Below are 15,922 nucleotides of genomic sequence, written 5' to 3' on the forward strand. Positions count from 1 at the left end.
TCTCCTCAGTGGACGTTCATCGCGTTGCTGACCTGGACGTCGACGTCGTCGGCGGCGATGCTGACCGTGCCGCCGCTGATGTTCACCGCGCCGTTGCCGGCGTCCAGGTCGATCTGGGTGGCGGTGATGGTGATCGAGCCGTCCTGCTTCATGACGATCGAGGACCCGCCGGCGGCGTGCTCGATGGTGATGCTGTCGGCCTCGTCGGCGCGCGCCGGGCGCTGGCCGCGACCCTTGAGCTGGGCCCGGCCCACCCGCACGGTCAGCTCGCCCAGCTCGATCACCCGGTTGCCGTCGCCGTCGGTGAGGTCGTGCGCCACCTTGCCGTCGTGGTCGGCGGGGGTCACCGTGTCGGCGATGGACGAGCGGCTGCTGCTGGCCACTCCGACCGGCAGCGACAGCCACCAGTCCCCCGGCTCGGAGACCGGGGCGTGCCCGGTGGGCCAGAGCGCGCCCACCTCGACCGGGTCGTCCGGTGCGCCGTTGCGGTAGGCCAGCGCCACGCGGGTGCCCGGGTAGCGGGGCAGGATCAGCCCGCACCCGCCCCAGGCGAAGGGGGTCAGGTAGGTCACCCCGGGCAGCGGCGCGGGTTGCTGCCGGCGTACCGGCAGGCGGCGGGCGGCGTTGGGCCGACCGTCCGGGCGAACGAGGCCCTCCCACACCGTCTCGGTCTGCGCGGGCGGCTCGACCGCGCCGCTGGCGTTGGTGGCGACCGCGCGGACCTCGCCGATCTCCAGGCCGCGCGTCTCGCCCCGGGCCGCGCGGGCGGCCCGGCGCACCGCCTCGGCGGCCGCCACCCCCGGTGACGACGCCGGGCCGGCCGGCTCGGCGGTACCCACGCCGGACGCGTCGCTCCAGGTGTCCCACGCACTCGCGCTCGACGCGACCTCGACACCCTGCACGACAGTGACGAACCCGGCGGTACGCGACAGCGTGTGCCGGGCGGCGCTGAGGTAGAGCAGCTTCGACCCCGCGCCCAGCTCCCCGGTCGACGGGGCGAACGGCGCGGCGAACGAGCCGAGCAGCGCCGCGCCGACGCTGCCCAGCGTGGTGGCCTCGTCGGTCGCGGGCGGGTCGAAGCGCACCAGGTCGCCGGGCTTCAGGTCGGGGCGGCCCTTGAGGGTCAGCGTCCACGCCCGACGGCGCGGCGCGGCGGTGCCGCCGGTCTCGGTGGCCGCGTACGGGTCGGTGTCCTGGGTGCCGTTCTCGGTGCAGGCCAGCAGGCCGGTGGCGAGGGTCAGCGGCTTCGGCTCGCCCTCCGGGTACGGGATGGGGCGCTTGCCGACGTGCACGGTGCCGTCGCGGATCAGCAACATCCCCCGCCCGTACGCGTTGAGGGACTGCTGCAACGCGCCGCCGAGGCGTTCCAGGGCGGCGCGGTAGAGCAGCCCGGCCCCGAAGGCGACCCGTTCGTCGCCGGCCGCCTCGGTCGCGCCCCGGGTCATCGTGCCGTCCGGGTTGGCGCCCCACCCGGTCACGTCCACCCTGGTCCGCTCGCCGATGGCGCGGATCGCGGCGGTGAACGTGGCCGCCTCGAACCGTTCGGCGACCCGCTGCCCGAGCCGGGCGTACGCCTGCTCGACGAGGGTCAGCTCGGTGTCGTACGTCCGCTCGCCGGTGAGCCGGCGCACCTTCGTGACGCGCAGGACGGCGACCAGCGCCTGGGTCAGCTCGGCCGGGGTCGGGCCGGCGTTCACGCCGACCAGGTTGGTGAAGAACGCGCCGACCGAGGTGTTGGCGTCGCGCCAGTACAGGTGCAGCTTCGCCACCAGCGGCGGTTGCCCCTCGGCGGTGCGCAGCGCGGCGAAGTGTTCGTCGACGAGCCCCTGCACGGTGACCGTGTACGCGCCGGGGCCCAGCCCGTCGGGCAGCGCGGCGTCGATGGCCGCGTAGTAGTCGGCGCTGGACAGGGTGAGCGCGGCGTCCGGGCTGATGCCGGTCGGGGTCTCCCGGTGGAAGGTGATGGTCCAGCCGGCGTCGTTGCCGACGGCGCCCTGGCGTACCTGGCCGGTCTGGAACGGCGTGAGCGTCATCGCAGCACCCTCCGCATCTTCTTGTCGAGCAGGTAGCGGTAGCGCAGCCGGGCGGGACCGAGGTCGGACTCGACGCGTTGCGCGGGCGGCCGGCGACGCCAGACGAACTCGTTGATCGGTGGTGGACCGAACTGGTCCACCGCCCGGTCGGCGGGCCGCCAGGCCACCGTCAGGTAGGAGCCGTAGTCGCCGGAGCCGCGGACCGTCCCGGCATGCAGCAGCCAGGCCAGCACCAGCACCTCGACGGCGACCGGGGTGACGCCGGGGGCGGTCGGTGTGCCCGCGTCGGGGCAGACCCGGCGCAGGCCGGTGGCGAGCGGCACCGAGCCGAGGATGCGGGTGCCCTGGCGGACGACGAGACGCAGCGGCACCCGACCGACCAGCGCCGGTGGCCGGGCCGTGGCCGTCGGCGCGGGTCGGGGCGCGAGGTCGTCGGCGGAGCCGCTCACCACGGCGAGTGGGTCGGTGGACAGCCACTGTCGGGCCAGGCCGGTGGGCAGGATCAGCACCGCGTGCACGCCCGCGCCCAGCTCGACGCGGTGCGGCAGGCCGGCGGTGAGGCCCTGGCGCACCTCGGTGAACCCGTCGGGCACCTCGATCGGTGTCTCCGGCAGCAGGTAGCGGTCGATCGGGAACGGTGGCATCAGTTGCCCAACCCGTCGGCGAGCGCGCCGACTCCGATGCTGGCCACGTCGAGCAGCTTGCCGAGCAGGCTGGGACGGGGCACGTGGACGAGGGTGACGGTGGTGTCCAGGACGTCGCGGCGGGCGGCCGAGGCGTTGAAGGTCAGCGACTGCACCTGCATGTCGGTGCGGATGGTCATGGAGGTGACCAGGATCAGCCCGCCGAACTTCCCGCCGGAGTACGCCGCCAGGGCGGTGCCGCGTTTGCTGGCCTCGGCCATCGTCTCCAGGGCGAACTTCCAGGCGTAGCGTTCCGCGCCGACGAGCACCCCGGTGAGCGTGATGGTGTCGTCGTGGGTGGCCACGATGGCCTTGTGGGCGGTGGAGCCGATCGGCGGCAGGTGGTACGTCTGCGCCAGGGAGATGGCGGTGACCGCCCACAGGGGGATCGGCAGCACCCCATCGCTGATGATCGCCGACGGCACCGTGCCGTACCGCATGAAGCTGCTGGTGATCGCCATGCTCAGCGTCCTCCGGTGGGTGGCAGCGGCACCGGCGTACCGGTGGGTTCGACGGCCAGGCCGAGGTCGCGCAGGGCCTGGGTGATCTCGCGGACCTCGCCGGCGGCGCTGGTGACGCGCAGCCGCAGCCGGCGCTCGGCCAGCGCCGCGCTGATCCGGGCGGGCCGGGTGGACGCGGACCCGCGCCGGTTGATCCGGTCGATCTCGGCGGCGGCGTCCTCCATCCGGGAGATCGCGTCGAGAATGCGCGGGTCGGGGGTGAACCCGGGGTCGTCGCGCTGGAGGCGGGCGATGGCGTCGCGGAAGTCGGCGGCGTCGCGCCGCAGGTTGACCACGAGGTTGTCGGTGAGCGCGCTGACCCCGCTGACGCTGGTGGCCCGGTGGGACTTGTCGTCGACGAGCCACACCCAGCCGTCGTGGCCGATGCCGACGAGGTCGGTGCCGGCGACCTTGACGTTGGCGTCCGGTCCCTTGAGGAACAGCTCGATGCTGCTCAGCGAGAACGCCGCGCTGTACTCGCCGAGGACGCCCCGGCCGTAGGTGACCATGTCGTGGCGCAGGTAGGCGCGGAAGCCGGGACCGTCGTCGGCGCGTCCGCCCCCGTCGCGGAAGCGCCGCCAGAGGGCGGCCAGCGCTTCCGGGTTGTGCACGGCGAGCTGCTGGGTGAGCCAGACGTCGCCGCCGGCCACCACGGCCCGCAGGTCCGGATCGCCGATGCGGGCGAGGGCGTCGGCGAGCCGGGCGTCGCTCATCTGCAGGCCACGCGAGCGGGCCCGGCCGAGGTCGTCGACGGCGGTGCGCAGCCGGGCCAGCTCGTCGGGGGTGAGCCGGCCGCCGAGGCGGGTCTGGAGGTCCGCGACGGCGGACCGTTTGCCGGCCTCGGTCTCGGCGGCGACCGCGCGCCACAGCGCGGCCGGTTCCAGCTCGGCGGCCCGGCGCAGCGCCGCCTGCCGGTCCGCCGGCATGGCCCGGAACGCGTCACCGACGATGGCGGCCGGCTCGGCGTGCCGGCCGGCCGCGCCGCCGCCGGCGTCGAACTCCCGCAGCAGCGAGTCGGCGTACGCGCCCGCGTCGTCGGCAAGCCGCAGCGGCGCGTCGCCGACGATGCCCTCGCGGGGTCGGCTCAGCTCGCGCATCTCGGTGCTGAGCTGTTCGAAGTACTCGCCGAGGGTCGCCACCCGCACCCCCTCGGGCAGGGTGCCGCCCTCCAACACGTGGTCGAGGATCGCGGCGATGTTGTCCCGCAGCACGGCGATGCGTTCCAGCCGGTTGAGCGCGTTGCCCAGGTGCAGGTCGCCGACGTCGTCGACGATGCGGCGGATGAGGTGTTCCAGCAGCCGCCGGGAGCGCACCTCGCCGGCCTCGCTGTGCTCGGCGATGGTCCGCATGAAGCGCCGCAGCCGGGGGTTCGCGTCGGCGGCGGCGTGCACGGCGGCGGCGTCGAGGAACCGGCCGGCGCGGAACCGGCGGGGCCCGGTCACGGCCGCACCACCGGCACGCGCGGGCCGGCGGCGGCACCGCCGGGCTGCGAGTCGAGCACCATGAGGATGAACCGGGCGCCCTCCGGGCCGCCGACCGCGCCGCTGAGCATCGCCTCGCGCTCCACGTACGCGAGGATCGGCTCCATCAGCTTCTGCACGACGCGTTCCAGCACCTCGTTGAGCAGGATCTCGGTGAGGAACCCCTGGAGCAGGTCGCGGGACGCGGCCTCGACGATCTGTCGGGTGACCCGGCGTACCACGTACCCCCGGGCGGCACGCAGCCCCGCGCGGACGCCGAAGCGCAGGGCGACCCGGCCGCCGCGCACGGCCGCGCCGCCGATGGTGCCGGCCTCCGGGATCAGCGACATCGCCAACCCGAGGTACGCGGCGAACAGCTCGACCTCGACCTCGGTGCGGGTGAGCACCAGCTCCGGGTCCAGCATCGAGGAGTACAGGCGCTCGCGTTGGTGGGCGTGCGCCACGTCGACGGCGGCGACGGCGACCCCGACCACGAAGCCCAGCGGCGGGCAGAGCAGCGACAGCGCGATGATCCCCACCATGACGGCGAACGCGCTCAGTGCCTCCCGGCCCAGCTCGGTGCTGAACAGGCTGTCGACGCCGCTGGTGTAGTAGGGGTTGCCGCCGAAGAACTCGCCGAGCTGCTGGTGGGTGACGAGGTGGATGCCCTGTAACGCGTAGCGTCCGCCTGCGATGGTGGCCGACGGGATGTGTTCGCTGATCCGGCTGGACCGGAAGGCGAAGTGCGCGTCGGTGCGGGAGCGGCCGAGCATCTCGGTGTTGTGGCGTCGCATGTCCTGCAACACCCGCCACAGCTCGTCGCGGATCGCCGACCGGTTGCCGGCGAAGCGGGCCAGCACGTCGGGCAGGTCGCTGATCTGCTTGACCAGCGGGTCGACGCCCTCGGCCTCGCCGCGCTGGATGACCAGCGCCTGTTCGATCTCGGCGAGGGTCCAGAGCACCGCGTGCGAGTCGCGGATGCGGGTGACGCCGTCGCGTTCGACGATCTCTCCGGCCGCGCCGGGGCTGGTCAGGGCCGCCTCGGTGGCGAGGAACGCGCTGGAGATGGCGCGGGCCGCCCCGTACCAGGCGGTGGACGGGTTCAGCATGCTCAACGTGGCCACGCTGCCGCCGCCCAGGTCGGTGTGCTCCTGCGTCCACCGGGCGGCCTCGTGGCGGCGCAGCCGCTCGCGCAGCCCCTGCAACTCGGCGTAGTCGGTGAGCTGGGAGACGATCAACCGCTCGAAGATCGGCGCGTACGCCTCGAAGTGGGCGATCCGCGCCTCGATACCGGTCCGGGAGCTGAGCAGGAGCTGCACCAGCATGGCCTGGCTGCCGACGACGAACAGCTGCCCGACCGCCGCGTTCACGGCCGGGCTGAGCGCCTGTACGAAGTGCAGGTTCCAGGAGGCGGACGTGTCGATCCAGCCGCCCTGGATCCGCGCGAAGTGCTCGGGCTGGCGGTAGCGGCGCATGACGAGCTGGGCGAGGTGGTCCAGGCGGGGTACGACGCCGGCCAGGTGACGCAGGAACTGCACGGCCGGCGAGGCGACCGGCCGGAAGTCCAGCGGGCCGAGTCGACCGCTGCCCTCGGGTACCGGCCGGGTGAACGCCTCCCGCTCGGCCGAGCCGACGAGCAGGCTGATCGCCGCGGCCCGGCCGCGCAGCACGGCGGCGGCCTGGAGGCAGAAGTTCGCCGGGTAACGGCAGGGTTCGCCCATCTGCAACCGGAACGCGATGTCGTCCATGAGTCGGCGCAGCTCGTCGCCGTCCGGGCCGAGCGCCGCCAACTCCGGCTCGCCATTGAACGACGCGCAGGCGGGCATCGTGGAGTGCCCGGTGCCGACGGCGGGGAACCGCCGCCCCTCGACGCCCGGCGGTGCGCTGGGGCTGCTCGGGTCGAAGACGAACCCGCCCCGCCCGACGGCGGTGCCGCCGTCACCGGTGCCACCGGGCCCACCACCAGGGCCGGCGCCCGTGCCGGGGCCACCCGCGCCGGTGCCGCCCGGACCGCCGCCACCCGGCCCGGTGCCGCCCGGACCGCTGCCGGCGCCGCTCCCCGCGCCGGCCCCGGTGCCCGTGCCGACGCCACCGCCGGGCGGCGCGTTCGGATCGGGCGCGGCGGCCGGGGGCTGCTCGACGCTGATCGGCAACAGGTTGGCCGTACCGGTGAAGTGCAGCGTGGCGTCGGTCTCCTCGGTGCTGACCAGCAACAGGGAGACGCCGCCGATGTCGACCACCACCAGGCTGGTCGGCGTGGCCCCGCCCACCGACGCGAGGATCGCGTCGACCCGCCGCGTCACCTCGGCGTCGACGGCCCGCTCGATCTGCGCCTGGTACTCCTCGACGCTCGTGGTCTCGCCGCGCGGCGAGGCGATCCGCAGCCGCCGCCGGATGTCGCCGCTCAACTCCTCGTCCACCATGGCGACCAGGGCGCTGCGGTCGGCGACCGGTCGCCGCTGCACCGTCCCGGGTTGCGGGCTCGGCACCCGCGCCTCGACCTCGAAGTGGGGTTGCGGGGTGGCCCGGAACACCGTCTCGCCGAACTGCTCGAAGGTCAGGACCGACAAGGGAGTGGTGGTCACCATGATCGCCCAGACCGGGCGGCCGTCCACGCCGATGACCCGGGCGATGATCCCCTGCGGGGCGCCCGACGGGAGGCCGCCGTGCTGGCGTACCGCCTCGCGGGCCAGCTCGGCGAAGTGACCGGCCAGGTAGGCGGCCGGGCGCAGCAGCCACTGGTAGCTCACCCGCGGCGGCTCGGGACCGTCCACCGGCACCTCGGCGGCGTCCCCACCGGCGTCGTAGGACGGCACCCGGTACACGGCGAGCAGGTGGCGCATCCGCTGCGGGTCGAACAGCTCGGTGGCCGGTTCGCTCAGCGGCAGGGGCACCCCGGGCGGCAGGCCCGGGTCGAGCCGCGCGGCGGCGACGACCTCGTCGACGCTCCGGCGCAGCCGGGCCTCGAAGGCACGCCGCTCGTCCGGCGTCACGTGCTCGCGGGCCGCGCCGGTCCAGCGGAACTCCGGCGCGTCGGTGCGTACCTCCAGGTAGCCGCCGTGCGGCGCGACCGCCTCCTGGCGGGAGCGTTCCAGCGCGCGGGCCAGGGCGGCGGCGAGCGCGTCGGTCACGGCCTCCGGCCGCTCGGTCACCGACCGGGCGTCCAGCCGGATCCGCACCGGCACGTGCACCGAGATGGCCACCGTCAGAACCGCCCGTCCAGGTGCTCGGCGAGGCGGGCCAACGCGAGGTCCGCGAGCGCGTCGGCGTCGAACGCGCCGCCGGCCGCGACCACCTCGATCTCCACCGGGAAGTGGTACGCGATGACGGCGCGATCGTCCTCGGCCACCTGCTCGGCCTCGGCCTCGCTGCCGGCCGCCGGCAACACCAGTTCACCCGCGTGCACCAGGGCCAGCCCGGTACGGGTGACCCGGGCGGCGCGGCCAGCTCCGGTCGCCATCTGTTACCTCCGGTTGATCCTGGTGGGGTTACGGCAGGACGGACGGGTCGCCGGTCTTCGGGTCGACCGAGGCCGCCAGGCTGAAGCCGCTGAACGTCGCCGCCGGTGCGCCGGAGATGGTGGCGGTGGTCGGCGTGGCGCTGGTGATCAGGCAGTCCTGCAACACGAAGGACGAGAACGCCCAGTCGTCGCCGGTGTGCTCCAGCAGCGCGATGTCGAACAGCTCGCCGTCGAGGGCCAGCTTGGTGAGCCGGCCGGCGACGTCCCCGATCGCCTTGACGGTCATCGTGAAGTTCATCGACACGGGCGCGTGGATGGCGCCCATGTGGGTCACCTCGCACGAGTGCAGCGCCTCGACGTTGAGCGAGAAGGACGGGCTGAACGAGTCGATCGGGCTGATCAACACCGTCTCGGTGCCCTTGGTGTACTGCACCGCGAGGCGGGTCTTCCACTCCATGGTCTGGTTCCTCCGGTCAGAACTTGGCCACGAGCGTGACCAGCAGGCGGCTCACGGCCGGGCCGTACGTGACGGTGACGACGAGGTCGACGGTGCGGTCGGCCCGGGCGGTGGTGACGATCGAGGTGTCGGTGGCGGTACGGGCGGCCTCGGGGATGGTGAGGATGTCCAACACCGGGATCTCGATGCGGTAGTCGTCGATCACGGCCTGCCGCTTGAGCGGGCCGAGGATGCCGTCCACCTGGGTCTTGAGCAGGGTCATGCCCGGCTTGGTGATGCGGGCGTCGCCGACCAGGCCGATGAGTCCGGCGCGGAGCATGAACTCGATCTGATCGAGGGTGCGGACCAGGTCGACGTGCAGCAGGCTCGCGTCCGAGGTGAACAGCCGCCCGTCGGCGAAGTGCAGGCTCTCGCCGGTGATCAGCGTCGGGTCGATGATCGGCGTGAGGTTGGCCTCGGAGAGTCCCTTGATCTCGGCCGGGCTGTACTGCTTGGCCACCGGGATGGCCACCCCACGGATCTTCTTGAGCACGATGCTGTGGTGCACCGGCAGCCCGGCCACGGCGGCCATGGCGGCGGTGGCCGCGTCGCCGTCCGCGCCCCGGGCGGCGATCATCAGCATCCGGCTGGTGCTGCTCTTGAGCGGGTTCGCGGCGGCGGTGATGTCGGTGACGTAGCTGGCGCTCTTCTCGGTCGCCGGGTTGACCATGGCGAAGCCGATGCGCCGCTGGCCGGCGGCGGACATCGTCTCCACGTGCGCCTTGAGCGCGTGCAGCCCGGTGGGCGCGCCCGCTCCGGCGGGGTTGCCGACGGTCGACTCGTTGGCCAGCGACACCATCGTCACGTCGTCGGCGGCCTCCAGACCGCTGAGCGCGGCGGCGTAGTCGTCGCCGGCGACCTTCACGCCGTACACCTTGGCCGGGCGCGGGTCCTGGAGGAACGCCAGTTCGAGCGAGTTGTAGAGGGCGTTGCGGACGACGTTGCCGGCCTGTCGGCGGGCGAAGTTGGTGACCGCGTCGTCGAGGGTCTCGATCCGGACCGGTGTGTTGGCCGGGGCGGAGCCACCGTCGGCCGTGGACGGCGTCTTGCCCACCACGGCGATGACGCCCGGCGAACGCTGGGCCAGCGGCGCCGGTGGCGGCACGATCCGGACCTCGATGAACGGGAATGCTGCTGTCGGTGCCACGGGTCCTCCCGGACGAAGTTGCTGCTGGTCTGATCTCAGGTCGGGACGGCGGCGAGCCCGATACCGCTGCGGGCGAGCCACTGGCCGGCACGGGCGAACCGGGCGGCCCGCTTCTGCACGGCGGTGCCGGTGTCGCCACCGGGCCATCCGTCGTCGTCGAACGTCTCGACGGGCACCACCCACACGGCGACCACCCGGTGCCGCCGCCGGACGTCCTCCGGCGCGGGCACGTCCAGTCCCAACTCCTCGGCGCGGGCCCGGACCAGGCGGGTCTCGACGAGCAGGTCGGCCAGGGAGAAGCCCTTGTCGCGGACCAGCACGGCGGCGGCGAACGGCAGCGGACGGGGTGTGGGGGGCGCGGCCGGCGGCGCGGCGTAGCGCAGCCGTACGGTCGCGCCGGCGGCCTGCCCGCGCATCCGGTCCACCAGGTCACCGGCGTTCGCCGCGCCGACACCGGCGAGCAGCCGGTCCAGGTGCGCGTCGGTGAAGGCGGCGGGCTGGTGCAGGCCCGCCCGCAGCCGGGCCACCAGTCGGGTACGGCGCTCGGTCTCCAGCAGCGTCGGATCGGCCGGCAACGCGCCGAGGTCGGCGATGATCTGCGGGTCGACGTCGAAGGCCGGCATCGCCACGTCGAGGTCCTCGACCCGGTCCCGGGCGGCGCTCGTGCGTACCACGAGGCTCCCCCGCCAGAGCGCGTCGATGCGCAGCGCCGACCCGCCGAGGCCGTGCAGACGCACGCGCAGCTCGGTACGGGCGGTGCCGCCCTCGCCCAGCCACTCCCCCTCGGCGAGGGTCACCGGCGCGGCCGCGAAGCCGAGGGTCAGCTCGTCGAAGACCGCCGCGTACGGGGGCGCGACGGGCATCGCCTCGGTGTCGTACGCGGCGTCGACCAGGTGGGCCAGCGAGGCGTCGTCGAAGAGCGCGGCGCGGGTGCCCGGGTCGGCCAGCCGCACCAGCACACCGTCGACGAAGTCCACGCCGCCGCCTCCCCCGCTGCCCACGCCGGGGCACACCGCCCGGCTCGGCACGAGGATCGCGGAGGGGCCGTCACCCGAGCGTCACCGCCACCGTCACCGCACCGGCCACCGGCCGAACTGTCGGCAGACCGACCGGTGACCGATCGCGACCTCAGGGACGCAGGACGACGTGCAGCGGGTGGGGTGCGGTGGTGGCGAGGTCGCCGAGCACGGTGAACAGCAGGGCGTACTGATCGGCTGGCTCGTCGGCGAGGAGCTGACCGGCGTCGGTGACCAGCAGGGTCAGCGGGCCGGCGTCCAGCCGGTCCCGGAGCGCGTCGGCGAGGGCGTCCCAGGTGTCGCCCAGGTACGCCGGCAGGGCCAGCGCCTCGGCCAGCGCGGCGAAGAGCGCGGGCCGGGTACGGGCCGCCGCCCCGGCCAGCGCCACCGCGCCAACCTGCTCAGCGTCGTCCATGTGCGTGCCTCCCGGACCGGCTGGCCACCGGGCCGGTCAGAGCCGGTAGAAGTCGGTGTAGTGATTGGGCGAGAACCAGGTGACGCCCGTGCTGCGGTTCACCACGATCCGGTACGCGTCGCGGGCGGCGCCCTGGGTGCGGGGGTACACGTCGTACTCGTAGTAGGTGGCGTTCGTGGGCAGTTGACCCTCGTAGTTGTAGAACCGGCCACCGGCGAAGTTGGACAGCCCGCCACTCCAGGAGTACCAGCCGCGGCTGGTCGGGAAGCCCTTGGCGGACCAGCCGGATCGTGCGGTGCGCGCGTCCGCGCAGCGGCTGATGGTGCAGGAGCTGTAGACCGCCGCCGACGCGGAGTCCGTCAGCCGTGGGGTGACCACGGACGGGCCGACCAGCGCGGCGGCGACCAGGGCGAGGAGCAGGGCGAGGGTGGTGGTACGCCGGCGGATCGCGCCGAGCGTGGCCAGCGGGGACACGAGGGTGGACACAGGCTGCCTCCAGACCATCCGATCCATCGACCCACGTGAGTGGCGGGTCGCGCCCAGTCTGGCCGTTGCCCGCGGTCGGCGACAGTCCCGTCGGCCCAACTGCTACACAATGCCCGGTGAACCGCGGGCTACCGACATTGTGTCGCACATCGGCGCGGCGGCGGGCATTTCGGTCATCCGTTGTTAGCGTGAGCTGCGGGCGCGCGGACCCGTGACCGTGAAGGGGTGCCATGACGGACGCTCCCGAGCAGAGACCGAGACCCGCGGATCTGTGGCGGCAGCGGGGCGTCCGCGCGCTGAGGATCACCCGGGACGGCAGCGTGCGCGGCTGGCGGTGGTGGGCGCGCACCTGGGACCGACTGGTGGCCGCGCTCCAGGACGAGGCCCCCGTCGGCGCCGGCGCCGGTCCGTCCCCGCCCGGCCCGCTGGTCGAGCAGCGCGACGCGCCCCGGCTGATCGCGGTGCCCGCGCAGGGGTACGTCTACTCGTTCTACGTCCGCGCCACCTTCGCCTGGTCGTCATCGGCGAGCCTGCGGGCCGAGGTGCTCAACTGGTATGTGGGGTACTTCCAGCCGAACGCCATCCAGCGGCTGACCCGACTCGCCGCCGATGCCGCCCGGGACCTGCCCCCGCACCGGGCCGCCGACCTGGAGGTGGCGTTGCAGCGGGCGCTCGCCGAGGACCCGGAGTGGTCCTACCGGCGCGGGGACGTCCTCGTGACCTGCCGACCCGACGCCGCCGTACGCCTCGACGAGCGGATGATGCCGGCGCTACGACCCCACGTCGACGCGATGGTGCGCATGGAGTACCAGTTCGACGAGCAGATGCGCCGGGCGACGTACGCCGAGGAGTTGAGCCGGCGCTGGGCGACGATCCTCGGTGACCGCCTCGACGAGGACGCGGACCAGGAGATGGCGGACGCCCGCGAGCACCTGCTCGCCGCCCAGCGGGAGGCCGCGCGCTGGATCGGCGACCTCCTTCACCACCGGGTCACCAAATCTTGATCGCGACTGGTTAGCATCCTCCCGTCCTTCCGCCGTGGAAGGCACGGGGGAGGAACACACGATGCAACTTGAACGCAACTGGAAGCCGTACGCGAAGGGCCCGGCGCTGCTGGTGCTCGCCGTCGTCCTGCTGTTCTCGCCGGAACTGCTGGCGCTGATGAACCAGGAGTTCACGTTCGGCAACTGGGTCGGGTACGCGATGGCGGCGCTGGCCCTGATCGGCGGCCTCGGCGCGGTGCGGGAGAGCCGCGAGGCGTTCGCCGTCCGCATCGGCGAGCAGGGCATCACCTGGACCAAGGGAGCGGCCACCACCGAGTTCGGGTGGTCGGAGGTGACCCGGGTCGCGATCGAGAAGAAGCCGAACGCCGGCAAGCTGGAGAAGCCAAGCATGCTCACCGTCTGGGTGGCCGACCAGACGCAGCGCGCGGTGCCGCCCGACGTCGAGCTGACCGGCCTGCGCGGCTACCGCCTGGCCGACCTGCGGAACACCCGGCAGTCCCGCGACGAGGTCGCGGCCGCGCTGCGCCAGTACGGCGGAGACCGCTACCCCACGCCGGCCGCCTGAGTCTCGGAGCCATCAATGTCGACAATGCCCACTCCCGCGCCCGTGCCGCCCCCCGCCCTGCGGCCACCCGCCGACGGGGAGTGCCAGTTCTGCGGCAGTCACCCCGCCGCGCGGGTTTCGTTCCAGTCGATGACGAGCATCGTGATCCTGTACGTCGTCTCCTCCCAACGCGGCTGGATGTGCCGCGCCTGCGGCCTCTCGCTGTACCGCCACCACACCAACAAGACCCTGCTGGCCGGCTGGTGGGGAATCGGGATCATCGGCATTCCGATCTTCCTCGGCGTCGACCGCTTCCGGCTGCGGCGCATCCTGCGGCTCGCCCCGCCCCAGCCGACGCCGGGCGTCGCGGCCCACCTGCCCGCGCCCCTCGACCCCGGCAAGCCGGTCATCCAACGCCCCGGCGCGATCGTGAGCCTCATCCTGCTGACCCTGTTCCTCCTGATCGCCGCCTGCGGCGCCCTGGCCTTCGCCACAACCCCCTGACGCCTCTCACGTCGCCCATGATCACTTGATGGTGACCAGTTGTCAGAGGTCCCGGAGAACTGGTCACCATCAAGTGATCATCAGGATGAGCGGCGGCTGGCAAGGATCGCCAGGGTCTGCTGGCGGACGTCGTCGGGATTCGCCCGCAGGCGGCGGTGGGTGAAGCGGACGACGAGGATCCCCCTGGTTGCCAGCAGGGCATCGCGGCGGAGGTCGATCTCGCGTTCGGCCGGGTCACCGTGGCTCGTGGCACCGTCCAGCTCGACGTTGACCCGCTCGGCCTCGGCGAACATGTCAAGGTAGATGGTCCGACCGCCGATCCGCACCGGTGCCTGCCGGACGAACGCCGGCATGCCTGGGCCCGTGAACACGTGGTCGTGGCCCCAGATCTCCAGCGCGCTGCGGCACCCGGCGGCCAGCCGTTCCACCAGACCACGCAGCGCCGCGCGGTCGGTCAACCGGGGCTCCTCGGCCAGCGTGACGACGAGCCGCTGCGGTGTGGTGCGCCGGTCGTTCACCGCGCGGATGACCGGCCCGGGGCGGTCGACCGCCGGCAGTAGCGGCCAACAGTCCACCAGGGTCCGGTCGAGTCGCGTCACCGGGAACCCAGCCCGTACCACCACCTGGGGCGGCTCGGCCGCGAATCCGGTGCGGTGACGCAGAATCAACCCGGGCCGGCCACGCAGACCCGAGCCGGTCGGTACGTCCACGTACACCGGCTCGCCGGGTGGCTGGCGGCGTAGGCCCGACACGTCGAGCGCGGTCAGCCGGCTGAGCGCACCCCGACCGTCGGCGTACGCGAGAGCCGCCCGTCGTGCCACTTCGGGTTCGACTCGGGCCAGGAGCGGTGCCGCGGTGCTCGTCCGGGAGAGCAGGGTGGCGTCCAGGTAGACCCCGGGCAGCGCCCGGACCAGTCGACCAGCCCGGCACGCGGCCTGAACCGTCCATTCGGGTGCCGCCCGCACCATCTCCCGCCAGGTGCACACCCCACCACCGGCAGCCACGAGCGCGCACAGTCGCGAGTCCATGGGCTGAACCTGCCGTACCGCGCCCCGGCACACCGGCCGCGCGGGTGCCCCTGTGGACAGCGCGCGCTCCTGTGGACGCCGCCCCAGACCGCGCCTCGATGTGGTAGGCGGAGCCTGTCAAACGCGTTCGTCACCTGGCGAGTGCACGGGGAGACCGGCACGCCGGAAACCCAGCGCTTCTCGGGAGTCACGGTCCGCCTTACGGGCGGCACCCAGCACGAGGTTGATCGCGACCCGATTGGCGATGTCGTCGAAGTCATCGATACCGAAGGCCCGGAACAGCTGAATGCCGTCGGTGGGCCCGTTCCGGACCTCGATCCGCCCATCCACGTCGAAGTAACTGGACGCGGTGACGGACTCCTTGTCGAAGACGTCGTTCGGGCCGGCCACCACCGGCTTGTCCACGACAGCGGTCAGCTCGTGTGGTGCCGTGAGCAGCTGCCCCAGCCGGGCCGAGGCTCGTCGCGCCCCCGCAGAATCATCCGACTCGAACACCCACACCCAGATCTCGCGTGGGTGTGCGTTCCAGCAGATGAGTTCGGGCCCAGGGAATTCGTCGTCAACGTCGCACGTCACGAGCGCGTCGGGAAAGCGCTGCCGCAGGTCCGCCACACGTGTGGCGAGACCGCCCGCATAGGCGGCGTGCTCCGAGATGTCCCACGCCACCTAGGGCTCCCGCATCCAGGTCTTCGGATCGGTCACGAAAATGCCCTTGCCCTGGTGCCGCCGGATCACCCGCAGCGCTTCCAGACGGACGTAGACCATCTGGATAGTGGACGAGCTGACGTCGAAGCGGTCGGACATGTCAGCGATCGAGGGCAACTTGTCCCCCGGCTTGACCTTCCCGCTGCGCAGGTCCCCGATGATCTCTTCCGAGATCCGGATGTAGTCCGGAATCTGTGGCATGACACTCCTCGCGTGGCACGCCAATTTGATCACGACACGCACTGGTCAGACAACTAAGCGTTGCGACAGTGCCACTTAGGCATATATGTTTAAGCGCGAGCCGCTCCTCGCGTGGCAACGAGTGCGGCTCATCCCCTCGGTCGGGGCGGGTGCGTGCACCGTCCAGCTGACCCTCGCCGAAGACGTTGTTGTCGGCGGCGGTGCCTCCGCAGGCGGTGGCGTCGACGTCGCGGGCGGTCC

General features: G+C 73.1%; 17 protein-coding genes. 3 read left to right on the forward strand and 14 right to left on the reverse strand.

The window, feature by feature from the left end:
• Nucleotides 1–5: 5 nt before the first annotated feature.
• The 11 genes from ABZ272_RS18970 to ABZ272_RS19020 form a co-directional block, all read right to left on the reverse strand.
• On the reverse strand, nucleotides 6–2,033 hold the full coding sequence (locus ABZ272_RS18970; RefSeq protein WP_355051239.1) for a hypothetical protein: 2,028 nt from the start codon (nucleotides 2,031–2,033) through the stop codon (nucleotides 6–8).
• A complete protein-coding gene (locus ABZ272_RS18975) occupies nucleotides 2,030–2,677 on the reverse strand; it encodes a hypothetical protein (protein WP_355051240.1) in 648 nt (215 codons plus the stop codon). Before ABZ272_RS18975 ends, ABZ272_RS18970 begins: the two co-directional genes overlap by 4 nt.
• Nucleotides 2,677–3,177, reverse strand: coding sequence for a hypothetical protein (locus ABZ272_RS18980; RefSeq protein ID WP_007460817.1), 501 nt, complete (start codon nucleotides 3,175–3,177; stop codon nucleotides 2,677–2,679). Before ABZ272_RS18980 ends, ABZ272_RS18975 begins: the two co-directional genes overlap by 1 nt.
• 2 nt (nucleotides 3,178–3,179) lie before the next feature.
• The gene (locus ABZ272_RS18985; protein ID WP_355051241.1) at nucleotides 3,180–4,658 is read right to left on the reverse strand and encodes a hypothetical protein; all 1,479 of its coding nucleotides are present in this window, start codon (nucleotides 4,656–4,658) and stop codon (nucleotides 3,180–3,182) included.
• Nucleotides 4,655–7,879: a hypothetical protein gene (locus tag ABZ272_RS18990; protein ID WP_355051242.1), complete on the reverse strand. Its 3,225-nt coding sequence runs from the start codon at nucleotides 7,877–7,879 to the stop codon at nucleotides 4,655–4,657. Before ABZ272_RS18990 ends, ABZ272_RS18985 begins: the two co-directional genes overlap by 4 nt.
• Nucleotides 7,880–7,881: 2 nt before the next feature.
• Nucleotides 7,882–8,136 carry a hypothetical protein gene (locus tag ABZ272_RS18995; protein WP_355051243.1) on the reverse strand — a complete coding sequence of 85 codons (255 nt, stop codon included), beginning with the start codon at nucleotides 8,134–8,136 and terminating at the stop codon, nucleotides 7,882–7,884.
• 28 nt (nucleotides 8,137–8,164) lie between these two features.
• On the reverse strand, nucleotides 8,165–8,593 hold the full coding sequence (locus tag ABZ272_RS19000) for a hypothetical protein (RefSeq protein ID WP_355051244.1): 429 nt from the start codon (nucleotides 8,591–8,593) through the stop codon (nucleotides 8,165–8,167).
• Nucleotides 8,594–8,609: 16 nt separating this feature from the next.
• Nucleotides 8,610–9,779: a hypothetical protein gene (locus ABZ272_RS19005; protein ID WP_355051245.1), complete on the reverse strand. Its 1,170-nt coding sequence runs from the start codon at nucleotides 9,777–9,779 to the stop codon at nucleotides 8,610–8,612.
• A 35-nt stretch (nucleotides 9,780–9,814) separates the two neighbouring features.
• On the reverse strand, nucleotides 9,815–10,756 hold the full coding sequence (locus ABZ272_RS19010) for a hypothetical protein (RefSeq protein ID WP_355051246.1): 942 nt from the start codon (nucleotides 10,754–10,756) through the stop codon (nucleotides 9,815–9,817).
• Between the two features lie 151 nt (nucleotides 10,757–10,907).
• Nucleotides 10,908–11,210, reverse strand: a complete 303-nt coding sequence (locus ABZ272_RS19015) for a barstar family protein (RefSeq protein ID WP_355051247.1) — start codon at nucleotides 11,208–11,210, stop codon at nucleotides 10,908–10,910.
• A 36-nt stretch (nucleotides 11,211–11,246) separates the two neighbouring features.
• A complete protein-coding gene (locus ABZ272_RS19020; protein ID WP_355051269.1) occupies nucleotides 11,247–11,684 on the reverse strand; it encodes a ribonuclease domain-containing protein in 438 nt (145 codons plus the stop codon).
• A 242-nt stretch (nucleotides 11,685–11,926) separates the two neighbouring features.
• Here ABZ272_RS19020 and ABZ272_RS19025 point away from each other — a divergent pair, with 242 nt between their 5' ends.
• The 3 genes from ABZ272_RS19025 to ABZ272_RS19035 all read left to right on the forward strand — a co-directional run bounded on the left by ABZ272_RS19025 (nucleotide 11,927) and on the right by ABZ272_RS19035 (nucleotide 13,748).
• The gene (locus ABZ272_RS19025) at nucleotides 11,927–12,700 is read left to right on the forward strand and encodes a hypothetical protein (RefSeq protein ID WP_355051248.1); all 774 of its coding nucleotides are present in this window, start codon (nucleotides 11,927–11,929) and stop codon (nucleotides 12,698–12,700) included.
• A 61-nt stretch (nucleotides 12,701–12,761) separates the two neighbouring features.
• On the forward strand, nucleotides 12,762–13,265 hold the full coding sequence (locus tag ABZ272_RS19030; protein WP_355051249.1) for a hypothetical protein: 504 nt from the start codon (nucleotides 12,762–12,764) through the stop codon (nucleotides 13,263–13,265).
• A gap of 129 nt (nucleotides 13,266–13,394) precedes the next feature.
• Nucleotides 13,395–13,748 (forward strand): hypothetical protein, encoded by a 354-nt coding sequence (locus tag ABZ272_RS19035; RefSeq protein ID WP_355051250.1) that lies wholly within the window; start codon nucleotides 13,395–13,397, stop codon nucleotides 13,746–13,748.
• An 80-nt stretch (nucleotides 13,749–13,828) separates the two neighbouring features.
• Here the strand turns inward: ABZ272_RS19035 and ABZ272_RS19040 are convergent, their stop codons facing one another.
• The 3 genes from ABZ272_RS19040 to ABZ272_RS19050 form a co-directional block, all read right to left on the reverse strand.
• Nucleotides 13,829–14,776 carry a DUF559 domain-containing protein gene (locus ABZ272_RS19040; protein ID WP_355051251.1) on the reverse strand — a complete coding sequence of 316 codons (948 nt, stop codon included), beginning with the start codon at nucleotides 14,774–14,776 and terminating at the stop codon, nucleotides 13,829–13,831.
• A 117-nt stretch (nucleotides 14,777–14,893) separates the two neighbouring features.
• Nucleotides 14,894–15,442 carry a hypothetical protein gene (locus tag ABZ272_RS19045; protein ID WP_355051252.1) on the reverse strand — a complete coding sequence of 183 codons (549 nt, stop codon included), beginning with the start codon at nucleotides 15,440–15,442 and terminating at the stop codon, nucleotides 14,894–14,896.
• Nucleotides 15,443–15,682 (reverse strand): winged helix-turn-helix domain-containing protein, encoded by a 240-nt coding sequence (locus tag ABZ272_RS19050; protein WP_355051253.1) that lies wholly within the window; start codon nucleotides 15,680–15,682, stop codon nucleotides 15,443–15,445.
• Nucleotides 15,683–15,922: the final 240 nt, after the last annotated feature.

Source organism: Micromonospora sp. NPDC005979 (genome assembly GCF_040614415.1).
Lineage (GTDB): Bacteria > Actinomycetota > Actinomycetes > Mycobacteriales > Micromonosporaceae > Micromonospora.

What these genes read in the sequence shown, in the direction of transcription:
- ABZ272_RS18970 (WP_355051239.1), bottom strand. Translation starts at nt 2,033, where the DNA reads ATGACGCTCACGCCGTTCCAGACCGGCCAGGTACGCCAGGGCGCCGTC.
- ABZ272_RS18975 (WP_355051240.1), bottom strand. Translation starts at nt 2,677, where the DNA reads ATGCCACCGTTCCCGATCGACCGCTACCTGCTGCCGGAGACACCGATC.
- ABZ272_RS18980 (WP_007460817.1), bottom strand. Translation starts at nt 3,177, where the DNA reads ATGGCGATCACCAGCAGCTTCATGCGGTACGGCACGGTGCCGTCGGCG.
- ABZ272_RS18995 (WP_355051243.1), bottom strand. Translation starts at nt 8,136, where the DNA reads ATGGCGACCGGAGCTGGCCGCGCCGCCCGGGTCACCCGTACCGGGCTG.
- ABZ272_RS19000 (WP_355051244.1), bottom strand. Translation starts at nt 8,593, where the DNA reads ATGGAGTGGAAGACCCGCCTCGCGGTGCAGTACACCAAGGGCACCGAG.
- ABZ272_RS19015 (WP_355051247.1), bottom strand. Translation starts at nt 11,210, where the DNA reads ATGGACGACGCTGAGCAGGTTGGCGCGGTGGCGCTGGCCGGGGCGGCG.
- ABZ272_RS19025 (WP_355051248.1), top strand. Translation starts at nt 11,927, where the DNA reads ATGACGGACGCTCCCGAGCAGAGACCGAGACCCGCGGATCTGTGGCGG.
- ABZ272_RS19030 (WP_355051249.1), top strand. Translation starts at nt 12,762, where the DNA reads ATGCAACTTGAACGCAACTGGAAGCCGTACGCGAAGGGCCCGGCGCTG.
- ABZ272_RS19035 (WP_355051250.1), top strand. Translation starts at nt 13,395, where the DNA reads ATGACGAGCATCGTGATCCTGTACGTCGTCTCCTCCCAACGCGGCTGG.
- ABZ272_RS19040 (WP_355051251.1), bottom strand. Translation starts at nt 14,776, where the DNA reads ATGGACTCGCGACTGTGCGCGCTCGTGGCTGCCGGTGGTGGGGTGTGC.
- ABZ272_RS19050 (WP_355051253.1), bottom strand. Translation starts at nt 15,682, where the DNA reads ATGCCACAGATTCCGGACTACATCCGGATCTCGGAAGAGATCATCGGG.